Here is a 21,016-nt window from a genome sequence, read left to right as displayed (position 1 = left end):
ATACTGGAACAACCACAGTTATAAGGTCAAGCCTTACGGGCAATTAGTATTGGTTAGCTTAATGCATTACTGCACTTCCACACCCAACCTATCAACGTCCTGGTCTCGAACGACCCTTCAAAGGAGTCAAGCTCCTGGGAAATCTTATCTTCAGGCAAGTTTCCCGCTTAGATGCTTTCAGCGGTTATCTCTTCCGTACTTAGCTACCCTGCGATGCTTCTGGCGAAACAACAGGTACACCAGCGGTACGTCCATTCCGGTCCTCTCGTACTAGGAACAGCCCCCGTCAAATTTCCAGCGCCCACGGCAGATAGGGACCAAACTGTCTCACGACGTTTTAAACCCAGCTCACGTACCTCTTTAAATGGCGAACAGCCATACCCTTGGGACCGACTACAGCCCCAGGATGAGATGAGCCGACATCGAGGTGCCAAACACCGCCGTCGATATGAACTCTTGGGCGGTATCAGCCTGTTATCCCCAGAGTACCTTTTATCCGTTGAGCGATGGCCCTTCCATTCAGAACCACCGGATCACTATGTCCTGCTTTCGCACCTGCTCGACTTGTCAGTCTCGCAGTTAAGCACGCTTTTGCCATTGCACTTTACACACGATGTCCGACCGTGTTAAGCGTACCTTCGAACTCCTCCGTTACAATTTGGGAGGAGACCGCCCCAGTCAAACTGCCTACCATGCACTGTCCCCAACCGCGATTCAGCGGCCTAGGTTAGAACGTCAAATAATTCAGGGTGGTATTTCAAGGTTGACTCCACTCTGGCTGGCGCCAAAGCTTCATAGTCTCCCACCTATCCTACACAAAACGATTCAACATACAATGCAAAGCTACAGTAAAGGTTCATGGGGTCTTTCCGTCTAGCCGCGGGGAGATTGCATCATCACAAACATTTCAACTTCGCTGAGTCTGCGGAGGAGACAGTGTGGCCATCGTTACGCCATTCGTGCAGGTCGGAACTTACCCGACAAGGAATTTCGCTACCTTAGGACCGTTATAGTTACGGCCGCCGTTTACTGGGACTTCAATCAAGAGCTTGCACCCCATCATTTAATCTTCCAGCACCGGGCAGGCGTCACACCCTATACGTCCACTTTCGTGTTTGCAGAGTGCTGTGTTTTTATTAAACAGTCGCAGCCACCATTTCTCTGAGACCCTTTCACGCTTCTTTGTTCAAGTCACGCTACTGGGGCATACCTTCTCCCGAAGTTACGGTATTAATTTGCCGAGTTCCTTCTCCGCAGTTCTCTCAAGCGCCTTAGAATACTCATCTCGCCCACCTGTGTCGGTTTGCGGTACGGTCTTGTATGACTGAAGCTTAGAGGCTTTTCTTGGAATCACTTCCAGTTACTTCGTGACCTAAATCACTCGATCGATGACCTTGGCTAATGAGCGCCGGATTTGCCTAACGCTCGCCTACATCACCTAAACCAACTCTTCCAACCGTTGGATAACCTTTTACGATCCGTCCCCCCATCGCATCATACAATGGTACAGGAATATTAACCTGTTTCCCATCAGCTACGCATTTCTGCCTCGCCTTAGGGGCCGACTAACCCTACGCCGATGAACGTTGCGTAGGAATCCTTGGGCTTACGGCGAGGGGGCCTTTCACCCCCTTTATCGCTACTCATGTCAGCATTCGCACTTCTGATACCTCCAGCACGCTTTTCAACGCACCTTCACAGGCTTACAGAACGCTCTCCTACCATACGTGCAAGCACGTATCCGCAGCTTCGGTTATAAGCTTAGCCCCGTTACATCTTCCGCGCAGGACGACTCGATCAGTGAGCTATTACGCTTTCTTTAAAGGGTGGCTGCTTCTAAGCCAACCTCCTGACTGTCTTAGCCTTCCCACTTCGTTTCCCACTTAGCTTATATTGGGGACCTTAGCTGGCGGTCTGGGTTGTTTCCCTCTTGACACCGGACGTTAGCACCCGATGTCTGTCTCCCAAGCTCATACTTTACGGTATTCGGAGTTTGCCATGGTTTGGTAAGTCGCAATGACCCCCTAGCCATAACAGTGCTCTACCCCCGTAAGCAATACTTGAGGCACTACCTAAATAGTTTTCGGAGAGAACCAGCTATCTCCAAGTTTGTTTAGCCTTTCACCCCTATCCACAGCTCATCCCCTAATTTTTCAACATTAGTGGGTTCGGACCTCCAGTTGGTGTTACCCAACCTTCATCCTGGCCATGGATAGATCACTTGGTTTCGGGTCTACGCCGTGCTACTGTCGCCCTTATCAGACTCGCTTTCGCTACGCCTCCCCTATTCGGTTAAGCTTGCAACACAACGTAAGTCGCTGACCCATTATACAAAAGGTACGCAGTCACGGAACAAGTCCGCTCCTACTGTTTGTATGCATGCGGTTTCAGGATCTATTTCACTCCCCTCCCGGGGTTCTTTTCGCCTTTCCCTCACGGTACTGGTTCACTATCGGTCGATTACGAGTATTTAGCCTTGGAGGATGGTCCCCCCATATTCAGACAGGATTTCTCGTGTCCCGCCCTACTTGTCTGATGCTTAGTACCTAGGTTGAGTTTTCGTATACGGGGCTATCACCCTCTATAGCTGGACTTTCCATTCCATTCTACTAACTGATCCTATATCACATCACGGCTGGTCCCATTTCGCTCGCCGCTACTTTGGGAATCTCGGTTGATTTCTTTTCCTACGGGTACTTAGATGTTTCAGTTCTCCGCGTTCGCTCCACTGACCTATGTATTCAGTCAGCAGTAACCCCTAAGGGTTGGGTTTCCCCATTCAGATATCTCTGGATCAAAGGTTATTTGCCACCTCCCCAGAGCTTTTCGCAGGCTATCACGTCTTTCGTCGCCTGTAATCGCCAAGGCATCCACCACATGCACTTAGTCACTTGACCTTATAACTCTGATCGCTCAGGTCATAAAGTGTTCGCACTAGTTTTGACACACACATTTACATGAGTATGTGTGTCGGTTTGTTTGCCGTAATTTCAAGTGCCAATTCATTGCTGAATCGACGTCGTATTCTTCATACTACTTCTTGAGAACTACTTTATTTTGATGCAATCTAACCCGTGTTAAAACATGCATTCAATTCCTTGAACACATCATATTATCACTGTTAAATTTGCTTGGTTTCTAGTTGTTAAAGATCAGCCGGGCATTGCTGCCAGCGCGTTTGCGCTATAATCCTTCGTAAAGGATTAAGCATCAGCACTTGTCAATGCGGATACTTAATGATTCACTTGGAATAAGACAAGTCGAAATTAAACAACAATAAATACTTTAAGAACAGTCATGTGGTGGGTCTTGATGGACTCGAACCATCGACCCCTGCGTTATCAACACAGTGCTCTAACCAACTGAGCTAAAGACCCGTCTTCGATCCAACATTCTTGGTGGAGGATGACGGGATCGAACCGACGACCCCCTGCTTGCAAAGCAGGTGCTCTCCCAGCTGAGCTAATCCCCCATTAGGATTTACTGTTCTTTTGTTTAACATTCCGATAAGTGTGGACGTTTATGGCTTTTCTATCTCTAGAAAGGAGGTGATCCAGCCGCACCTTCCGATACGGCTACCTTGTTACGACTTAACCCCAGTCATGAATCCCACCGTGGTAATCGCCCTCCTTGCGGTTAGGCTAACTACTTCTGGTGAAACCCACTCCCATGGTTTGACGGGCGGTGTGTACAAGACCCGGGAACGTATTCACCGTGACATTCTGATCCACGATTACTAGCGATTCCGACTTCATGGAGTCGAGTTGCAGACTCCAATCCGGACTACGATCGGTTTTATGGGATTGGCTCCACCTCGCGGCTTGGCAACCCTTTGTACCGACCATTGTATGACGTGTGAAGCCCTACCCATAAGGGCCATGAGGACTTGACGTCATCCCCACCTTCCTCCGGTTTGTCACCGGCAGTCTCGCTAAAGTGCCCAACTTAATGATGGCAATTAACGACAAGGGTTGCGCTCGTTGCGGGACTTAACCCAACATCTCACGACACGAGCTGACGACAGCCATGCAGCACCTGTGTCCACTTTCTCTTTCGAGCACCTAATGCATCTCTGCTTCGTTAGTGGCATGTCAAGGGTAGGTAAGGTTTTTCGCGTTGCATCGAATTAATCCACATCATCCACCGCTTGTGCGGGTCCCCGTCAATTCATTTGAGTTTTAATCTTGCGACCGTACTCCCCAGGCGGTCTACTTCACGCGTTAGCTTCGTTACTAAGGAAATGAATCCCCAACAACCAGTAGACATCGTTTAGGGCGTGGACTACCAGGGTATCTAATCCTGTTTGCTCCCCACGCTTTCGTACATGAGCGTCAGTGTTATCCCAGGAGGCCGCCTTCGCCACCGGTATTCCTCCACATCTCTACGCATTTCACTGCTACACGTGGAATTCTACCTCCCTCTGACACACTCTAGTCTGACAGTTACAATCGCAGTTCCCAAGTTAAGCTCGGGGATTTCACGACTGTCTTATCAGACCGCCTGCGCACGCTTTACGCCCAGTAATTCCGATTAACGCTTGCACCCTACGTATTACCGCGGCTGCTGGCACGTAGTTAGCCGGTGCTTATTCTTTAGGTACCGTCATCCCCAACCAGTATTAGTGGTCAGGCTTTCTTCCCTAACAAAAGAGCTTTACAACCCGAAGGCCTTCTTCACTCACGCGGCATTGCTGGATCAGGGTTGCCCCCATTGTCCAAAATTCCCCACTGCTGCCTCCCGTAGGAGTCTGGACCGTGTCTCAGTTCCAGTGTGGCGGATCGTCCTCTCAGACCCGCTAAAGATCGTCGCCTTGGTGAGCCTTTACCTCACCAACTAGCTAATCTTCCATCGGCCGCTCGTTTGGCGCAAGGCCCGAAGGTCCCCTGCTTTCAACCATAGTTATATGCGGTATTAGCCACTCTTTCGAGTAGTTATCCCCCACCTAACGGTACGTTCCGATGTGTTACTCACCCGTTCGCCACTCGTCAGCAAAGAAAGCAAGCTTTCTTCCTGTTACCGTTCGACTTGCATGTGTAAAGCATGCCGCCAGCGTTCAATCTGAGCCATGATCAAACTCTTCAGTTTAATTCATTGCTTTCGCATTTGCCGTATCGCTACGGCTACTCAAGTATTGACTGACATTTTAATTCAAATGGCTTTAACACCATTCTCATTGCTTTGTTTCGTCAAGTATGAGCCTCTATGGTTTAACGTCTAGAACCTAAGCTCTCGACTACACCACAAACGCCCACACTTATCGGCTGTTAATTTTTAAAGATCTTGTCTTTCCGAAGCAGAACCTTGGCTCTTTTTCGCTGCACCGTCATCAGCACAGAAGCGAGATTATGAAGCATTCAAACCAGTTCGTCAAGCATTTTTTTAAGTTTATTTTTTAACATCAACAACAAACTCGAACGCCCAACTAACCCTTCACACCGCTTTTTCTCGCCGCCTCAGCAGCAGAGAAACGAGATTATGAACACTTTCGTCTACACTGTCAACAAGTATTTTCAAACCTCATTATTTATTTAGTGCGCCAGCTTTTTTGGATTTGCGACTCACTTATATAGCGTAACCAATCAAAGTGATCGCCTGGATCCGTTTTACGGCCTGGAGAGATTTCGCTATGGCCCGCAACTCCTTGAATGCTTGGGTAGCGCTTGCGAATCGCATCAGTCAACACACCAAGCGAAGCATACTGCGCATTAGCGAACGGGCTGAAGTCATCCCCTTCGAGTTCGATGCCAATGGCAAAGTCATTGCATCGCGTGCGATCACGCCAGCACGATGCGCCCGCATGCCACGCTCGATCGTTGCATGACACGTATTGGGTGACGCCGCCATCGCGCTTAATTAAGAAGTGCGATGACACTTTAAAGGTATGGATCGCTTCAAAATAGGGGTGAGCCAAAGGATCGAGCCTATTAAGAAACAAATCATCAATCCAATCGCCGCCAAACTGGCTTGGCGGCAAACTGATGTTATGTATGACCAACAAATCAATAGGCATCCCATCAGGGCGCGCATCAAAGTTAGGCGACGGCAAGCAACGAACAGTACTCGCCCAACCATCCACTTTTATTTCAAGCAATGAAGCCGTCATTTGACATGCTCGGCAGAACAATAGAATCGACCGCTCACCAACACCCCTTCACTTTGTGGCACATGCAAACCACACGTCGTGCACGGCAACATCAGGCCGCGGTTTGTCACAGGCGTCTCAACAGGAAAACCACCATTTTGCTTGGCCTGTTTTTTGGCTTGACGCATTGCGCCAGCCATGCCAAATATGGCACCCCATAACTGCTTCGTTTGCGGTGGAATCCGTTGCCATTTCTGCCATAACGCATAAGCCACGACAAACAGTACGACCAAAATCACCAACAATTTCATTTTCACACCTCAATTCGCATTAACGTCATTGACGCTTTAACACAACATCCATTACAAAATGTGTGCCCGCATACGCCAAAAACAAGAGCGCAAAGCCAAAAATAGTTGCGCGCACCGCAGTCAAGCCACGCCAACCCGCCAATGAACGCCCTGCCAGCAACACACCAAACAATGCCCACGCCAAAGTCGTAAAGACCACTTTATGGCTGAGCACCAAGGGGCGCCCCCAAACCTGCTCTCCAAAAAACATCCCCGACAACACCAGCACACTCAATAACACAAAGCCAATCCACAACACACGAAACAAAATGCGCTCCAACGACAACACAGGCGGCACACGATCCAACCAACTCGACGCACCTTGACCGCCGCGAATGTCATGCAAGCGACGCGTTTGCACCCACAACAAAATCGCCACACCGAACGCCGTCACAAAAGCAAAAGTCGTGGCGATCGCAATCGCAATATGAATGAAGGGCAAAACCCCAACAGGCGGCAATGCAACCGCAACTGCATCTGTGGCCAATGCAATACTCGGCGCACTGCACACACCAGCCAACAGCAAAGCCCCTAAAAGCGATCGTGCGAGGTACAATAACGTTTGATTCATATTCAGAGTAATCTTTAAAGTTCAGCCACGCCCAATGAGCGGCTGGAAATAGAAGTACAGCATACGCCATTGAAGAATGGCTCGCAATGCCCGCTCTCATTTTATACCATTCGCAGGACAGACACCATGCTCGACAATCTAAGCAACCGATTTAGTAAAATCATCAAAACCATGCGCGGTCAAGCGCGCCTGACCGAAGAAAACACCGCCGAAATGTTGCGCGAAGTGCGCATGGCCTTGCTCGAAGCAGACGTTGCCCTGCCCGTCGTACGTGAATTCGTCGCCAACATCAAAGAAAAATCCCTTGGTGAAGAAGTCATCAGCAGCCTCACGCCAGGTCAAGCCCTCGTCGGCATCGTTCACAGCGAACTGGTCAACCTCATCGGCGGCGAATACGACGCACGCGCCGTCGAACTCAATCTTGCCACCACCCCGCCCGCCATCATCCTCATGGCAGGTCTGCAAGGTGCAGGTAAAACCACCACCGTCGGTAAACTCGCCAAACGCCTCGTTGAGCAAAAGAAAAAAGTCATGACCGTTTCATGCGACGTGTATCGCCCCGCCGCAATTGAACAGCTCAAAAGCGTCACAGGTCAAGCAGGCGCAGAGTTTTTCCCATCAACGCCCGATCAAAAGCCGCTCGACATTGCCGCTGCTGCGCTAGACTACGCGCGCAAACACTATATAGATGTCCTTTTAGTCGACACCGCAGGTCGTCTTGGCATTGATGAAGCCATGATGAATGAGATTTCTGCGTTGCACGCACAACTCAAACCGATTGAAACATTGTTTGTGGTTGATGCGATGGCGGGTCAAGATGCCGTCAACACCGCCAAAGCCTTCAATGACGCATTACCGCTCACAGGCGTGGTGCTGACCAAACTCGACGGTGACTCACGCGGCGGCGCAGCCCTCTCCGTGCGCCACGTCACAGGCAAACCGATTAAATTTGTCGGCATGTCTGAAAAAATCGGTGGCCTCGAACCTTTCCATCCCGACCGCATGGCACAACGCATCCTTGGCATGGGCGACATCGTATCGCTCGTTGAAGAAGCGCACAAAAACGTCGACATGGAGCAAGCACACGCCCTCGCCAAAAAAATTAAATCAGGCAAAAGCTTTGACTTGAACGACTTCAAAGAGCAACTCGCGCAAATGAAGAAAATGGGCGGCGTCGCCACCCTCATGGACAAACTGCCCAGCCAAATGACCCAAGGCGCAGCCAACATGGACATGGACAAAGCCGAACAACAACTGCGCCGCACCGAAGGCATCATCAACTCAATGACCCCACTCGAACGCGCCAAACCCGACCTCATCAAAGCCAGCCGCAAACGCCGCATCGCCCAAGGCGCGGGCTTGCACGTACAAGAAGTCAACAAAATGCTCAAGCAGTACGAACAAATGCGCGACATGATGAAGAAATTTCAAGGCGGTGGCATGGGTAAAATGATGAAAATGATGGGTGGGATGAAGGGGATTAAGAATATGATGGGTGGCGGCGGGAAAATGCCGTTTTAATTGTGTTGACAAACAAAATGACTTTTCTTATAATCAATGCGTAGTGACGGTTTGGTGTAAGTAATCAAACGCTCAGCCATTTTGCGACAAATGCCGTCATAATCGTAAGCGTACTCGAAGTGCGTCAAACCTGAGCACCAATTCTTTTGAAAACGGCTTCTTCATAGAAGCCGTTTTTTTATGACCGCAATACTCAAAACTCAATAATGCACGCACACATTTATTTGGACGAAAGCGGTGACCTTGGCTGGCAATTAGAAAACGGTTCCAGTCGATTTTTAACCTTAGCAGCCATAATCATTCCAGCCCATCAACATCATCATCTTGAACGCATCGTTCGCGGTATTTACAAGAACCGCAAACGTCCACTAAATAATGAGTTGAAATCTGTCGAACTATCGTCCATCGAGCGCAAGGCCTTCGTCGAAGCCTTGATTAAACTACAAAGCAAATGCCTAGACACGCAGTTTAAAGCCATCACAGTGAACAAGGAAAAGGTTAACATCGCCTTTCAGAACAATCCAAACGGCTTATACAATTACATGACCAAATTATTGCTGCTTGAAGTCATGTCCCGCTGTCGCACGATTGATTTTCTGCCCGATGCTCGTTCGATTAAAACCTCTTATAAGCACTCACTGCACCAGTACCTTGAACAAATGTTGTTGGAAAAAGCCTCATTAAACAACTTAGGCACACCAGCCATGCTAAACACGAGCCCATACGACAGCAAAAGCTCTCTTGGCATCCAAGCAGCAGATATTCTCGCATCACTTTGCTGGGCAAAACACGAACACAACAACCTCACCATCGATGCTTTAACGAGCTGCCAACACAAAAAACTGTTTTTCTGTTCGCCTCCTGAAATACAATTTAACGAAAACATTGCATATTAAGTAGACACTATGACCACTTTTACCCCCATTTTCCCCCACACCCGCCCCCGCCGTATGCGCCGCGACGCTTTCTCGCGCAACCTCATGCGTGAGCACACACTCTCGCCACATGACTTCATTTATCCTGTGTTCATCACCGAGGGGGAAGGATTAAAAACGCCGATTGCGTCGATGCCGAATCAGTTTCGCATGTCGCTGGATGAGTTACTCAAAACCGCGCAAGAAGCCGTCGATTTGGGCATTCCTGCGTTGGCGTTGTTTCCTGTGGTTGAAGCGGATAAGAAATCGCTCGATGGTGCGGAGGCTTATAACGCTGACGGTTTGGTACCGCGTGCGGTGCGTCTGTTGAAACAGCATTTTCCACAGTTGGGCATCATGACCGATGTTGCACTGGATCCGTACACGTCGCACGGGCAGGATGGTGTGATTGATGCATCGGGTTATGTGTTGAATGATGAAACAGTGGCGATTTTGGTGCAGCAAGCGGTGTGTCATGCGCAAGCGGGCGCGGACATGGTGGCGCCGTCGGACATGATGGATGGTCGGATTGGGGCGATTCGTGCAGCGTTGGAGGCGAATGGTTTGATTCACACGCGCATCATGGCGTATTCGGCGAAATACGCGTCGCATTTTTACGGGCCGTTTCGTGATGCGGTCGGTTCGAGTGGCAATTTAGGCAAATCGGATAAGAAAAATTATCAAATGGATTTTGGCAATGTCAATGAGGCTTTGCACGAAGTGGCTTTGGATTTGGCCGAAGGCGCGGACATGGTGATGGTTAAACCAGGGATGCCGTACCTTGATGTGATTCGGGCGGTGAAGCAGGAATTTAAAGCGCCGACATTTGCGTATCAAGTGAGCGGCGAGTACGCGATGGTGCATGCGGCGGCGGCGAATGGTTGGTTGGATTTAGAAGGCTGCATGATGGAGTCGTTGTTGGCGTTTAAACGCGCAGGTGCGGATGGGATTTTGACGTATTTTGCTTTGGATGCGGCGCGCTTATTGCAGTCGGGTCACTCTTTTTAAGGATTTCACATGCGGATGTTACATACGATGTTGCGCGTGGGCGATTTGCAACGCTCAATTGATTTTTACACGAATATTTTGGGCATGACCTTGCTGCGCACGCGCGACAATCCTGAGTTTAAATACACCTTGGCGTTCGTCGGTTATGCCGATGAGTCCGAGCAAGCGGTGATTGAATTGACCTATAACTATGGCGTGAACACGTATGAGTTGGGTACGGCCTACGGTCACATTGCTTTGGCGGTGCCTGATGTGGCAGCGGCGTGTGAACGCATTCGGGCTGCGGGTGGGAACATCAGCCGCGAGGCCGGGCCTGTGATGGGTGGAACGACGGTGATTGCCTTTGTCGAAGATCCCGATGGTTATAAAATTGAGTTGATTGAAGACAACTTTCACACCAAAGACGTGCTCTAAATCATGGATATTTTCGTTTTCAACAATGTGGCGCACGAAACAACGGTGAAGCAGCTCAATGAGGGTGAACATTCGCCGCATGATTTCATGTGGGTGGATGTGATGCGTGAAGACATCGCGCGCGACCCGCAAGCATGGCAAAATCAACTTTTTGAACGCACACAATGTCGCATCAATGATTTTCACCTCACAGACATGCTCAATGCGCAACATCCATCGTATTTTGACCTCACTCACGAGTATGAGTTTTTAATTTTCCGCAAATTGCTCAGTCGCCACAACGATACGGTGACGCTTGATCTTGCGGCGTTGACCACCGCACCGGTGGCGTTTGTTTTGTTTAAAAACATGTTGATCACTGTACGTGAAACGGACAGCCAGACATTCAATGGCGTGCGTCAGCGCATCACCAATACGGATGTGCCACGCGGCATTCGTTTGCCCACCACGCCGTTGGACTTGATGTTGCGCATATTGAATGCTTTGGTTGATAAATATTTGGAGCTGCGCATTCCGCTGACACGCAGAATTGATTTATGGCAAAACTTATTGCTGCAAGGCAATCACCGTTTTAACAATTGGTCTCAGTTGCTGGATGAGCGTTTGGCATTGCATCAGCTGGACAATTTATGCGAGGAGCAGCTGGATGCCTTACAAGAGCTGCGGGATGAATACCTCGATAAACAATCCATCATAAACACCAGCGAGCCGCAATCGCGGCGCGACATGATGATGGTGCGCATGAATGATTTGATGGAGCATGTGACGCGCGTCCAAAGTCACGCGGCGCGTTTAGAGGAGGCCCTCAAATCCGCCGTTGAATTACATTTCTCCGCCACGGCGCATCAAACCAATGAAAACCTGCGTTTTCTGGCGATTTTATCGGCAATTTTTGCACCATTAACCCTGCTCACGGGGATTTATGGCATGAATTTCGATGTCATTCCGGGTTTACACAATCCGAATGGCTTTTGGTGGATGATGGGCGGCATGTTCATGGTCACAGGCGGCCTGTTGTATTATTTCCGCTACCGCCGCTTGGTTGGGCGCGGTGATTCAAGTGTCACCGCCCTGCTCAATGCAGCCAGTGAGAAGCCGAAAAAACAATAATTTTTTAACTTGAAACGGTTGCAGGGCAAATCTTTTTGTAAAAAAGCAGCGGGTGTGAACACGCTGCTTTTTACATACGGCTTCTTACACGCCGCTTTTATACCGAATCACCTGACAAAACCACTTCGTCGAGCTGTTTCAAACGATGATGAAACCCACACTCAATCCGATGTGTTGGTTTGTGTGGGTTTGTGTTTTTTGGGTTTCATGGATGTTTGAGCGGATGTCCCGCTCAAACATTTCGCATTCAACCAAGCACAAAGCAGGATTTTACTTTGTGATTATGAGGCCGCCTCCGTCTCTAATTCAGGATAATCGGTATAACCCGCTGCGCCTGCGGTATAAAACGTCGCAGGATTGGGTGCATTCAAATCCGCGCCTGTTTTAAAACGTGCAGGCAGGTCAGGATTGGCCAAAAACCCTGTGCCAAACGCCACCGCATCGAGTTTGCCTTCGTTAATCGCTTGCTCGGATTCTGCCGCGCTGTAACCCATATTGCCAATCAAAACACCTTTGAAATGCGCACGAGCGGGGGTCATCACGTCGCCTGTTTGCGCTTGAAAAAAGTCCGAGCGCATGACATGTAAATACGCCAAGTTAAATTGGTTGAGGTGCTGAGCCAAATAGGTGATTAAGCCGATTGGGTCGCTGTCCACCATGCTGTTGTAACTGTTCAGCGGTGAAAGGCGCACGCCGACGCGGTCGCTGCCAATGGCGGCGGACACTGCGGTTAAGACTTCGCTTAACAAACGGGCGCGATTTTCCATCGAGCCACCATAATTGTCGGTGCGTTTGTTCGCGCCATCACGCAAAAATTCGTCCAACAAATAACCATTCGCCGCGTGCACTTCAACGCCGTCAAAACCAGCGGCCATTGCGTTGTTGGCGGCTTTTACAAACGCAGCAACGATGGCGGGCAATTCGTCCGCGTTCAACTCATGCGGTACGACTTGCGCTTTTTTGCCTTCGGGCGTGTGCACTTCGTCATCAATCGCCAATGCGCTTGGCGCAACGGGTTCTGTGCCGCCGTTCAACAACGGATGCGCCGCGCGACCCGCGTGCCAAATTTGCAAGAAAATTTTGCCACCTTTGGCGTGTACCGCGTCGGTCACGAGTTTCCAGCCTGCGATTTGCGCGTCGTTGTAAATCCCTGCCTCAGTGGCAAACGCCGATGTGTTCGGCGCAACCATCGTGCATTCGGTGATGATCAAACCGGCACTCGCGCGTTGCGCATAGTATTCCGCCATCATGGCGTTGGGCACGTGGCTGCTGTCAGAACGTGCACGCGTGAGCGGTGCCATTAAAATGCGGTTGTTGAGTGTGTTTGCGCCAGCATGCAGCGGTTGAAACAGGTGTGATAAGTGTGTGGTGCTCATGGGATTCCTTTTTTTATTGAAGTGTTACGATAGCACGGATTAATTTTTGGCGCAGACAGCGCATCAATTCGCCTCACCCAAACGCAACGCCTCAATCACCAAATTAAACGCAGGCGATGATTGGCGGCGGCTCGGATAGTACAAATGATAGCCCGCAAAAGTCGGACACCAATCGTCTAACGCGCTGATTAAAAGCCCTTGCTCAAGGTAGGGTTGCGCCATTTCTTGTGCCACGTATGCCAAGCCAAAGCCAGACAGGGCGGCGTTGAGAATGGTGGGCATGGCGTTGAATATCAATTGACCTTGGACATGAATTTGAGTTTTGCGGCCGTTTTTTTCAAATTCCCATGCGTACAAACCACCGTAAGTGGGCAGGCGCAGGTTGATGCAGGTGTGTTGGCTTAAGTTGCTTGGGTTTTGTGGTGGTGGATGGTTGGCAAAATAACTCGGCGAGCCGACGACTATCATGCGCAAGCCTGCTGAGATTTTGACCGCAATCATGTCTTTGGGCACTTGGTCACCCAAGCGCACGCCGATGTCGTAACGCTCGGCGACAATGTCGACTAATTTGTGCTCAATCGTCATCTCGATTTTGATGTCTGGGTAATCGGGCAGCAGTTTGGCCAATTTCGGCCAAATAATTGCATGCGCGACATGCTCCGATGCATTGATGCGCACCGTGCCCGCAGGTTTGCCTTGCGATTCGCGCAAACCCATCAACTCGGTTTCAATTTCTTCAAAGCGCGGTGCGATGGTCAAAAACAAACGCTCGCCTGCTTCGGTCAACGAGACGCTGCGCGTGCTACGCGCGAGCAAACGCACGCCCAATCTGCCCTCAAGGGCGCGCATTGTATGGCTCAAGGCCGATGGCGACACGCCGATTTGCGCAGCAGCGCGGGTAAAACTGCCGTGGCGGGCAACGGTTGCAAACGCGGCGAGGTCGTTGAAATTTTCGCGTGACATGGTTAAATCCCTGTTGATTGATGAGTTAAACTCACAAGTTTATGCGGATTTTACCATCTAATCAAAGTCATCTGGCTTTTGTATACTGTTGTTTTTACACAAGGAGAAAAAAATGCAAAAACGAAAATTAGGTTCAAACGGGCTTGAAGTATCGGTTCTGGGTCTGGGTTGTATGGGTTTGAGTTCGGCTTATGGGCAGGTGGTTGAACAATCAGAAAGCATTGCGCTGATTCGTTCGGCGTTTGACAGCGGGGTGACGTTTTTTGACACCGCTGAGGCTTATGGGCCATTCAGCAATGAAGAAATTGTCGGCGAAGCACTCGCCCCGATTCGCGAGCATGTGGTGATTGCGACCAAGTTTGGTTTTGACATTGACCTTGCAACGGGGGAGCGGCGCGGCGGCGTGAACAGCCGTCCTGAGCACATCAAAGCGGTGGCTGAAGCGTCGTTAAAGCGTTTGGGCGTTGAAACAATTGATTTGTTTTATCAACATCGGGTTGACCCTGCCGTGCCGATTGAAGATGTGGCGGGTGCGGTAAAAGATTTAATTGCGGCTGGCAAGGTCAAGTATTTTGGTATGTCAGAAGCCGCGCCCGACACCATTCGCCGTGCCCATGCGGTGCAATCGGTGAGCGCGGTGCAGAGCGAGTATTCGTTGTTTTACCGCGAGCCTGAGAGCCAACTTTTGCCGACTTTAGAAGAATTGGGGATTGGTTTTGTGCCGTTTAGCCCGCTCGGTGCTGGGTTTTTGACGGGCAAAATTGACACGAGCACGCAGTTTGATGCAACCGATTTTCGCGCCCATGTGCCACGTTTTGCGCCTGAAGCAATGCAGGCGAATATGGCTTTGGTTGAGATTGTGCGCGACATGGCAGCGCACAAAAATGCCACTCCTGCGCAAGTCGCACTGGCGTGGTTGCTCGCGCAAAAACCGTGGATAGCTCCGATTCCAGGGACGACGAAATTGCACCGTTTGCACGAAAATTTGGGTGCGGTTGATGTGACGTTGACAGCGGCTGATTTGCAAACCATTGATGTGGCGATGACCAAACTTAATTTGCAAGGTGCGCGTTTGCCTGAGGCGGTATTAAAAATGTCAGGGCTATAAATATGGTGACTTCTATTCATTGATTTCAACAGAACCCACGCGCCTCAATAATCCACTCCGTCATTCCCGCGCGGCGCAAAGCACACCTGAACCCCTTGATGAGTAAAGGTAAACAAACGCTTCGCGTTTGACTGGATTCCCGCTAACAGCACGCGGGAATGACGGAGTGGCTGATTGAAGCGGCATTACTTTTTTTGAAAGCGATTTTTAGAGGTTTCCATATGTTGAACGTTTTGATTCTCGGCGCGGGCGGGCAAATCGCCCGTATGGCGACCGATTTATATGAGCCAAAAACGATTCGGTATAATGCGTCCATTATTTTGAACTTTTGAAACAGGAGTACGCATGAGCCAATCGTCTGAACTTGACAGCCAAGAATACGAAATCACGCCGTTAGAATTGTTTTTTGACCTCGTTTTTGTGTTTGGCATCTCGCAACTTTCGCATCATTTGTTGGCGCATTTGTCGTGGCACAGCGCGGCGGAAACGCTGGTGATGCTGTTGGCGATTTTGACGGTTTGGTCGTACACCAGTTGGGCGGCGACCATGACCTGCGCCGAACAAGCGTCGACGCGCGGGATGATGTTGGCGGTAATGCTGTTGGGCTTGTTTTTGAATGCGTCCATCACATGGGCGTTTGCTGAGTCGGGCTGGGTGTTTGTCGTGTGCTTGTTGGGCATTCACTTGGGGCGCACGGTGTGGAGTATTGTGTCGGCGCAAGAGGCGTTTTATGCCGAACATTTTACGCGCGTGCTGTATTGGTTTGCAGCCACTGCGCCGTTGTGGGTGCTCGGCGCGATGGTCGATGCCGACAGCCGCTTGTGGTGGTGGGCGGCGGCGATTATGATTGACCTTGTCGGTACATGGTTGGCGCATCCTTTTCCGACGCGGCGATTGCAATCAGTGGGCAAACCATTTGATGCCAGCCGCATGTTGGAGCGGTGTCGTTTGTTTTTAATCATCGCGCTGGGCGAAACTGTGCTCACGACGGGCACGGCGATTGCCGCGTCGTCGATGACGCTGATGACTGCGCTGACGGGCGCGTTTGCCTTGGTCGGCAGCATTGCGCTGTGGGCGTTGATGTTTTTGGGGCGGGCGCACGAATTGAGCGACCAGCATCAAAAACAAACCGACAATCCGCTGTTGGTCAGCCGCAAAACCGTATTGACCACGATGTTTTTAGTGGCAGGGCTGGTCGCGATAGCGGTGGCGAATGAAATCGTGATTGCCCATCCACACGCCGCGCCGTCTGTGGCTTTGAGCACGTTATTGGTCGGCGGCTCGATTGTGTTTTTGTTGACGCAAGCATGGTATTCGCACAGCGTGTTGTCGCTTGATTCCAAACGGCACGCGCTGGGGATTGCTGCGATGTTGGCGGTCGGGCTGCTGACATTGGCAACGCCCGCATACCTTTCGTTGATTTTGGTTTGTTCAACTCTGGTGATTTTTGTGGTGGTTGAGCAACTCGTAACCCGCCATGAGCGCAGCGAATAGCGGGGTTTGTCGCCAATCAAAACGACGTGGATTACGGGTTTCCATGTAAAAAACGCCCAAAATGGGCGTTTTTTACATGTTAAACGGTGTTGCATTTTAAAACATGCCATTGCTGTGCGCCATTTGCGCTGGAATTTCTTGCACCACGTCCCAATGCTCGACGATTTTACCGCTCTCAACGCGGAACAAATCGTAGAACGCTTGAGGTTTGCCGCTCCATTCGCCTTCGCTGACGGTCAATACAAAATTACCTTCGCCCAATACTTTGTGGACTTTGTTGTATTTAAACATGTTGTTGGCGGCAATCAACTGACCGATGGCTTCATTCAAACCACCCAAGCCGTCTTTGATACCGACATTGTGCTGGTGATACTCAGTTGTGCTGATGTAATCGGTGATTTTTTGTGGGGCTTTGCCAAATAAAACATCATCGACGAAATTTTTCACCAAGGTTTTATTGGCTTGCGTTTTGTCCAAGTCAACCACTTGCGTCGGGCCGTCCACTTGTGTGCGACCGCTGGCGGTTTTGTCGGCCCATGGGTTAATCGCGTCCCAATGCTCGGCGACTTTGCCGTTGGCTATGCGGAAAATGTCAAACGTCACGACTTGTTTCGCGCCAAATGCTTCGGCGTTGTTGTAGGTGTTGTGCATGACCACAAGGTCGCCATCGACAAAGAGGCGGTGGTTTTGCGTGGTCGTGCCCGCTTGTTTGAGCAATGGCGCGAAGCCAATCACAGGCTCAATCCCAGTTGGGACGTGCGGATTGTGTTGAATGTAGTCTTGGGCAAAATATGCTTTGATGCCTTCGACATCGTAGTCTTTAAAAAACGCGTTGACTGCGTTGATGGCGACTTGTTTGGTTGAGGCGTTTTCCATTTTGATTTCCTTGCGTGGTTGATGGTGTTGTGGGGCTTGGGCGCTGACATTGATGGCAACGGTGTGCCCATATGAACACCGTGACGAGTTGCGCGGCTGTTTTCATAAATTCTTTTGTGTTGACGACTTCAACAACATCAAAAGCGGACGGTGCGCTGCGCACCCCACTGGATCCTGTCTGCTCGAAAAGGACTGCGCAGAGGTTTATATTCACTCAATTGCCGTTAAAGTGCCGCTAAGATTTAAAAAAACGTCTTGATTGACCGTGATATTGGTGTGCACCACACCATTTTCAAAGTCCTCGACATGCACGACGGTGGTGTTGGATTTTTCTTTCCAATACACCATATAGACATTGGGTCGGATTTCGACCATTGTGGTTTTGACGGTTTCTGCTTCGCCAAAACCATTGGCCAAAATGGGCGCATAGGTCATTTGTGTGTCGCTGTGAAAATCGAGTTGAAAAACAAACTCACCCCCAAAATCCGCTTTGAATTTTCGACCCACCACTTGAATTTTTTGCATGATATGTCCTTTTAAAGATTGACGATGACTTCAGCCTAACCTCACCTTGAAGTGTGTGTATTGTGCCTGCACAACAAATGTTTGCACAGGTCAAAAACTGTGTAAAAATGGTAAAAAAAGGACATGCCCCATGAGCAACGCCGTCATTCCCATCTCATTTGACCCGCCCGCATCGTATCTATTGGACATTGAAGTCTTGCCAATGGCGGTGTTCAAGCATCGACTCAACGACACCGTTGCGCACACCCAACGGGCTTTGTTTTACATGATGTTTGTGGTGACAAAAGGCGACCTGATTCATGCCGTGGACAGTGCCACCCATCACTGTCATGCCCATGATTGTCTTTTGATTAAACCCAATCAAATTCATCAATTCTCCAACTCATTGGATTGGGATGGCTGGGTGCTGTTGTTCAGCCCCAATCTGCTGTTGAGCCACAGCAAAGAAGAAGAAATTCTGTATCAACTGCCCACGTCATTTTCATTGAACGCGCCATTGCTCAACGCCTGCATCAATCATTTGCGCACCATGAGCGACGATACGCATTTGAATGGCCACAGAACCGAAGTCAATACGTTGCTGCGCCATCAGTTGAATGCCTTGCTTGTGCGCTTGCGTTTAGCGGATGAGTTGTTTGCTTTTAAAGTGGATGCAGATGAAATCAGAGCCGCTCGCTTCAAACGTTTTCGACTGTTGCTCGAAAGTCATTTTGAGACAGAGCATCAAATCGGTTTTTATGCCGACCAAATGGGCTTGTCGCACAAAACCCTCAATCGCCTGTGCTTACAAATGGTCAATGCTTCGGCAAAATCACTGATTACCGACCGCCTTGTTTTAGAAGCCAAGCGCTTATTGGTGCACACCACGCTGCCGATTCAGTCGATTGGCGATGTGCTGTCTTTTGATGAGGTCAGTAATTTTGTTAAATTGTTCAAAAAACACACACAATCCACACCGAAACAGTTTCGCATCCAGCACAACTCAACCCGCCCATAGGGTCGGGGCGCGACACAACCAGCCTCAATATTCCTTCTCAACATAAAACACACCACTCGCCAACTCGCCACTGCTGCATTCATAGCGGTGTGGGCTGCTGGCGGCGAAACGCACCATTTGACCTGCCTTTAAAACCACATCCTCGTAGCCCAAATGTATTTTTATTTGACCTTTTTCAAGCCATAAATGTTTGAACACACCCGCATGGTTGCTTAAAAAATCTGTCTTGCCAAAGGACTCAAAATAAAACCGATAAAACTCGGTTGCAAAACCTGCAATATTGGGCATGACACGATGAAAGGTCACAAGTGAGTTATTCTTGCTGAATTTATTCGCAACAGTTGGCTCAAAAATTTGCACTTTGTGCGATGCATTCGGTGGGCTGACCAAATCGGCCAACTCCATCGACATGGCGTGTGCCAGTTTGGCCAAAACAGCAATGGTCGGCACTTTTTGGCCGCTTTCCATGCTGGCAATCATGGATTTGCTCACGCCCGATTGCGCCGCCAAGGTTTCTAAACTCATGTTGTTGGAACGACGATAGGCGCGGATGAAGTGACCGATGTAATCAAAGTTAGACATTTGATTTTTTCCTCTTTAGTGGATTTATGACATTATAGTGTATATTTTATCGAGCGATGCGCCTACAATCGCCGCATGACATGCCGTCATATTTTTAGATTAGGAAAATCAAATGAATCACTCGATCCGCAATTTACTCAAAAAAATCCCCTTGTCCATCATCGGTGCAGTGGCACTCACAGGCCCTGTGGGTGCTTGGGCGCAAGATACGGTTGCAACAACATCCGCACACAAAGCCCAAGCACCAGGATTTTTCCGCTTTAAATTGGGGGAAATGAACATCACCGCACTGTATGATGGTGTGGCAACTTTACCTGCCTCTTTCTTTAAGGGCATTCGCCCAGAGGACGTTGAAAACAACTGGAAAAATACGCACGATTACACGCCACGCGGCATTGAGGATTCGGTCAACGCTTATCTGATTGACACGGGCACACAGTTGATTATGGTGGATGCGGGCGGCTCTCAATGTTTTCCCGCCATGGGCGAGTTGAAAGACAATCTGCGTCAAGCGGGCTATGCACCGAGCGATGTGGATGCGATTCTCATCACGCATTTCCACCCCGACCACGGCTGCGGCATCAGCGACGCACAAGGCAATGCGCTGTACAACAATGCGACGGTGTATGTCGATGAAAAAGAAGCGGCGTATTGGTTGAGTGCCGAGCAAACCGCAAAAGCACCGAAAGAAATGCAAGGCATATTTTTGATGGAGCAAAAAGCCGTTGCGCCGTATAAAGCCAGTCAACGTTTGAAAACATTCAAAGCGGGTGCAACCTTATTTCCAGGAGTGAAGTCGATTGCGGCGTATGGGCACACCCCAGGCCACACGGTGTATCAATTTGACTCAGAAGGTCAAACCGCAGTGTTTTGGGGCGACTTGGTGCACAGCAATCAGATGCAATTGAACAATCCAAAAATTGCGTTTGAATACGATTTTGACCAAAAACAAGCGATTGCCACCCGCGAACACATTTTAGCCCAAGCCGCGAAAAACAACTGGCTGATTGGTGGTGCACACATTCCATTCCCAGGGTTGGGCTATGTGCGCACGATGGGCACGGGTTATGATTGGAATGCGGTGAAATACCAATCCACGGTGAAATAAACCCTTTACCCACTGCA

Annotated in this window: 17 protein-coding genes, 2 tRNA genes and 2 rRNA genes; 9 read left to right on the top strand and 12 right to left on the bottom strand. The window is 49.8% G+C overall.

Annotation, left to right across the window (positions count from 1 at the left end; all coding sequences use genetic code 11):
- Positions 1-22: 22 nt before the first annotated feature.
- From DTO96_RS03070 to DTO96_RS03040, 7 genes are all read right to left on the bottom strand, one after another.
- Positions 23-2,897 (bottom strand): 23S ribosomal RNA (locus DTO96_RS03070).
- Positions 2,898-3,300: 403 nt separating this feature from the next.
- Positions 3,301-3,377, bottom strand: a tRNA-Ile gene (locus DTO96_RS03065).
- A gap of 19 nt (positions 3,378-3,396) precedes the next feature.
- Positions 3,397-3,472 (bottom strand) — tRNA-Ala (locus tag DTO96_RS03060).
- 69 nt (positions 3,473-3,541) lie between these two features.
- Positions 3,542-5,085: ribosomal RNA gene (locus DTO96_RS03055) — 16S ribosomal RNA — on the bottom strand.
- The 16S and 23S rRNA genes sit together here with 2 tRNA genes alongside, the layout of an rRNA operon.
- A gap of 439 nt (positions 5,086-5,524) precedes the next feature.
- Positions 5,525-6,103, bottom strand: a complete 579-nt coding sequence (gene ampD / locus DTO96_RS03050; protein ID WP_114562157.1) for a 1,6-anhydro-N-acetylmuramyl-L-alanine amidase AmpD — start codon at positions 6,101-6,103, stop codon at positions 5,525-5,527.
- Entirely contained in the window at positions 6,100-6,393 is a 294-nt protein-coding gene (locus DTO96_RS03045) for a PP0621 family protein (RefSeq protein WP_114562156.1), read from the bottom strand. Before DTO96_RS03045 ends, ampD begins: the two co-directional genes overlap by 4 nt.
- A 25-nt stretch (positions 6,394-6,418) precedes the next feature.
- A complete protein-coding gene (locus DTO96_RS03040; protein ID WP_114562155.1) occupies positions 6,419-7,003 on the bottom strand; it encodes a cytochrome C assembly family protein in 585 nt (194 codons plus the stop codon).
- A 126-nt stretch (positions 7,004-7,129) separates the two neighbouring features.
- Between DTO96_RS03040 and ffh the strand changes: the two genes are divergently transcribed.
- The 5 genes from ffh to DTO96_RS03015 all read left to right on the top strand — a co-directional run bounded on the left by ffh (position 7,130) and on the right by DTO96_RS03015 (position 11,970).
- Positions 7,130-8,524 (top strand): signal recognition particle protein, encoded by a 1,395-nt coding sequence (gene ffh, locus DTO96_RS03035; RefSeq protein ID WP_114562154.1) that lies wholly within the window; start codon positions 7,130-7,132, stop codon positions 8,522-8,524.
- Between the two features lie 206 nt (positions 8,525-8,730).
- Positions 8,731-9,420, top strand: a complete 690-nt coding sequence (locus DTO96_RS03030; RefSeq protein ID WP_114562153.1) for a DUF3800 domain-containing protein — start codon at positions 8,731-8,733, stop codon at positions 9,418-9,420.
- Between the two features lie 9 nt (positions 9,421-9,429).
- On the top strand, positions 9,430-10,446 hold the full coding sequence (hemB, locus tag DTO96_RS03025; protein WP_114562152.1) for a porphobilinogen synthase: 1,017 nt from the start codon (positions 9,430-9,432) through the stop codon (positions 10,444-10,446).
- Between the two features lie 9 nt (positions 10,447-10,455).
- Positions 10,456-10,860, top strand: a complete 405-nt coding sequence (gene gloA / locus DTO96_RS03020) for a lactoylglutathione lyase (protein WP_114562151.1) — start codon at positions 10,456-10,458, stop codon at positions 10,858-10,860.
- Between the two features lie 3 nt (positions 10,861-10,863).
- Positions 10,864-11,970 carry a magnesium transporter CorA family protein gene (locus DTO96_RS03015; RefSeq protein WP_114562150.1) on the top strand — a complete coding sequence of 369 codons (1,107 nt, stop codon included), beginning with the start codon at positions 10,864-10,866 and terminating at the stop codon, positions 11,968-11,970.
- 281 nt (positions 11,971-12,251) lie between these two features.
- Here DTO96_RS03015 and DTO96_RS03010 read toward each other — a convergent pair whose 3' ends face one another.
- Both DTO96_RS03010 and DTO96_RS03005 read right to left on the bottom strand, forming a co-directional pair.
- A complete protein-coding gene (locus DTO96_RS03010) occupies positions 12,252-13,346 on the bottom strand; it encodes an alkene reductase (protein ID WP_114562149.1) in 1,095 nt (364 codons plus the stop codon).
- Between the two features lie 63 nt (positions 13,347-13,409).
- Positions 13,410-14,309, bottom strand: a complete 900-nt coding sequence (locus tag DTO96_RS03005; RefSeq protein ID WP_114562148.1) for a LysR family transcriptional regulator — start codon at positions 14,307-14,309, stop codon at positions 13,410-13,412.
- Positions 14,310-14,421: 112 nt separating this feature from the next.
- Here DTO96_RS03005 and DTO96_RS03000 point away from each other — a divergent pair, with 112 nt between their 5' ends.
- Both DTO96_RS03000 and DTO96_RS02995 read left to right on the top strand, forming a co-directional pair.
- Positions 14,422-15,417 carry an aldo/keto reductase gene (locus DTO96_RS03000; protein ID WP_114562147.1) on the top strand — a complete coding sequence of 332 codons (996 nt, stop codon included), beginning with the start codon at positions 14,422-14,424 and terminating at the stop codon, positions 15,415-15,417.
- 345 nt (positions 15,418-15,762) lie between these two features.
- The gene (locus tag DTO96_RS02995; protein WP_114562146.1) at positions 15,763-16,911 is read left to right on the top strand and encodes a low temperature requirement protein A; all 1,149 of its coding nucleotides are present in this window, start codon (positions 15,763-15,765) and stop codon (positions 16,909-16,911) included.
- 96 nt (positions 16,912-17,007) lie between these two features.
- Here the strand turns inward: DTO96_RS02995 and DTO96_RS02990 are convergent, their stop codons facing one another.
- Both DTO96_RS02990 and DTO96_RS02985 read right to left on the bottom strand, forming a co-directional pair.
- Complete coding sequence (locus DTO96_RS02990; RefSeq protein WP_114562145.1) at positions 17,008-17,787, bottom strand: nuclear transport factor 2 family protein; 780 nt, start codon at positions 17,785-17,787, stop codon at positions 17,008-17,010.
- Between the two features lie 210 nt (positions 17,788-17,997).
- The gene (locus tag DTO96_RS02985) at positions 17,998-18,312 is read right to left on the bottom strand and encodes a MoaF-related domain-containing protein (RefSeq protein WP_114562144.1); all 315 of its coding nucleotides are present in this window, start codon (positions 18,310-18,312) and stop codon (positions 17,998-18,000) included.
- A 130-nt stretch (positions 18,313-18,442) separates the two neighbouring features.
- On the opposite strand from DTO96_RS02985, the gene DTO96_RS02980 reads away from it, so the two are divergent.
- Complete coding sequence (locus DTO96_RS02980) at positions 18,443-19,309, top strand: AraC family transcriptional regulator (RefSeq protein ID WP_114562143.1); 867 nt, start codon at positions 18,443-18,445, stop codon at positions 19,307-19,309.
- 24 nt (positions 19,310-19,333) lie between these two features.
- On the opposite strand, the gene DTO96_RS02975 is transcribed toward DTO96_RS02980, so the two are convergent.
- Positions 19,334-19,891 (bottom strand): helix-turn-helix domain-containing protein, encoded by a 558-nt coding sequence (locus tag DTO96_RS02975; RefSeq protein WP_114562142.1) that lies wholly within the window; start codon positions 19,889-19,891, stop codon positions 19,334-19,336.
- A gap of 112 nt (positions 19,892-20,003) precedes the next feature.
- On the opposite strand from DTO96_RS02975, the gene DTO96_RS02970 reads away from it, so the two are divergent.
- Positions 20,004-20,999: an MBL fold metallo-hydrolase gene (locus tag DTO96_RS02970; protein ID WP_114562141.1), complete on the top strand. Its 996-nt coding sequence runs from the start codon at positions 20,004-20,006 to the stop codon at positions 20,997-20,999.
- Positions 21,000-21,016: the final 17 nt, after the last annotated feature.

Source organism: Ephemeroptericola cinctiostellae (assembly GCF_003339525.1).
In the GTDB taxonomy this organism is placed as follows: Bacteria; Pseudomonadota; Gammaproteobacteria; order Burkholderiales; family Burkholderiaceae; genus Hydromonas; species Hydromonas cinctiostellae.
The sequence above is the reverse complement of the archived record's forward strand: the minus strand, read 5'-3'. Positions and strand labels throughout refer to the sequence as shown.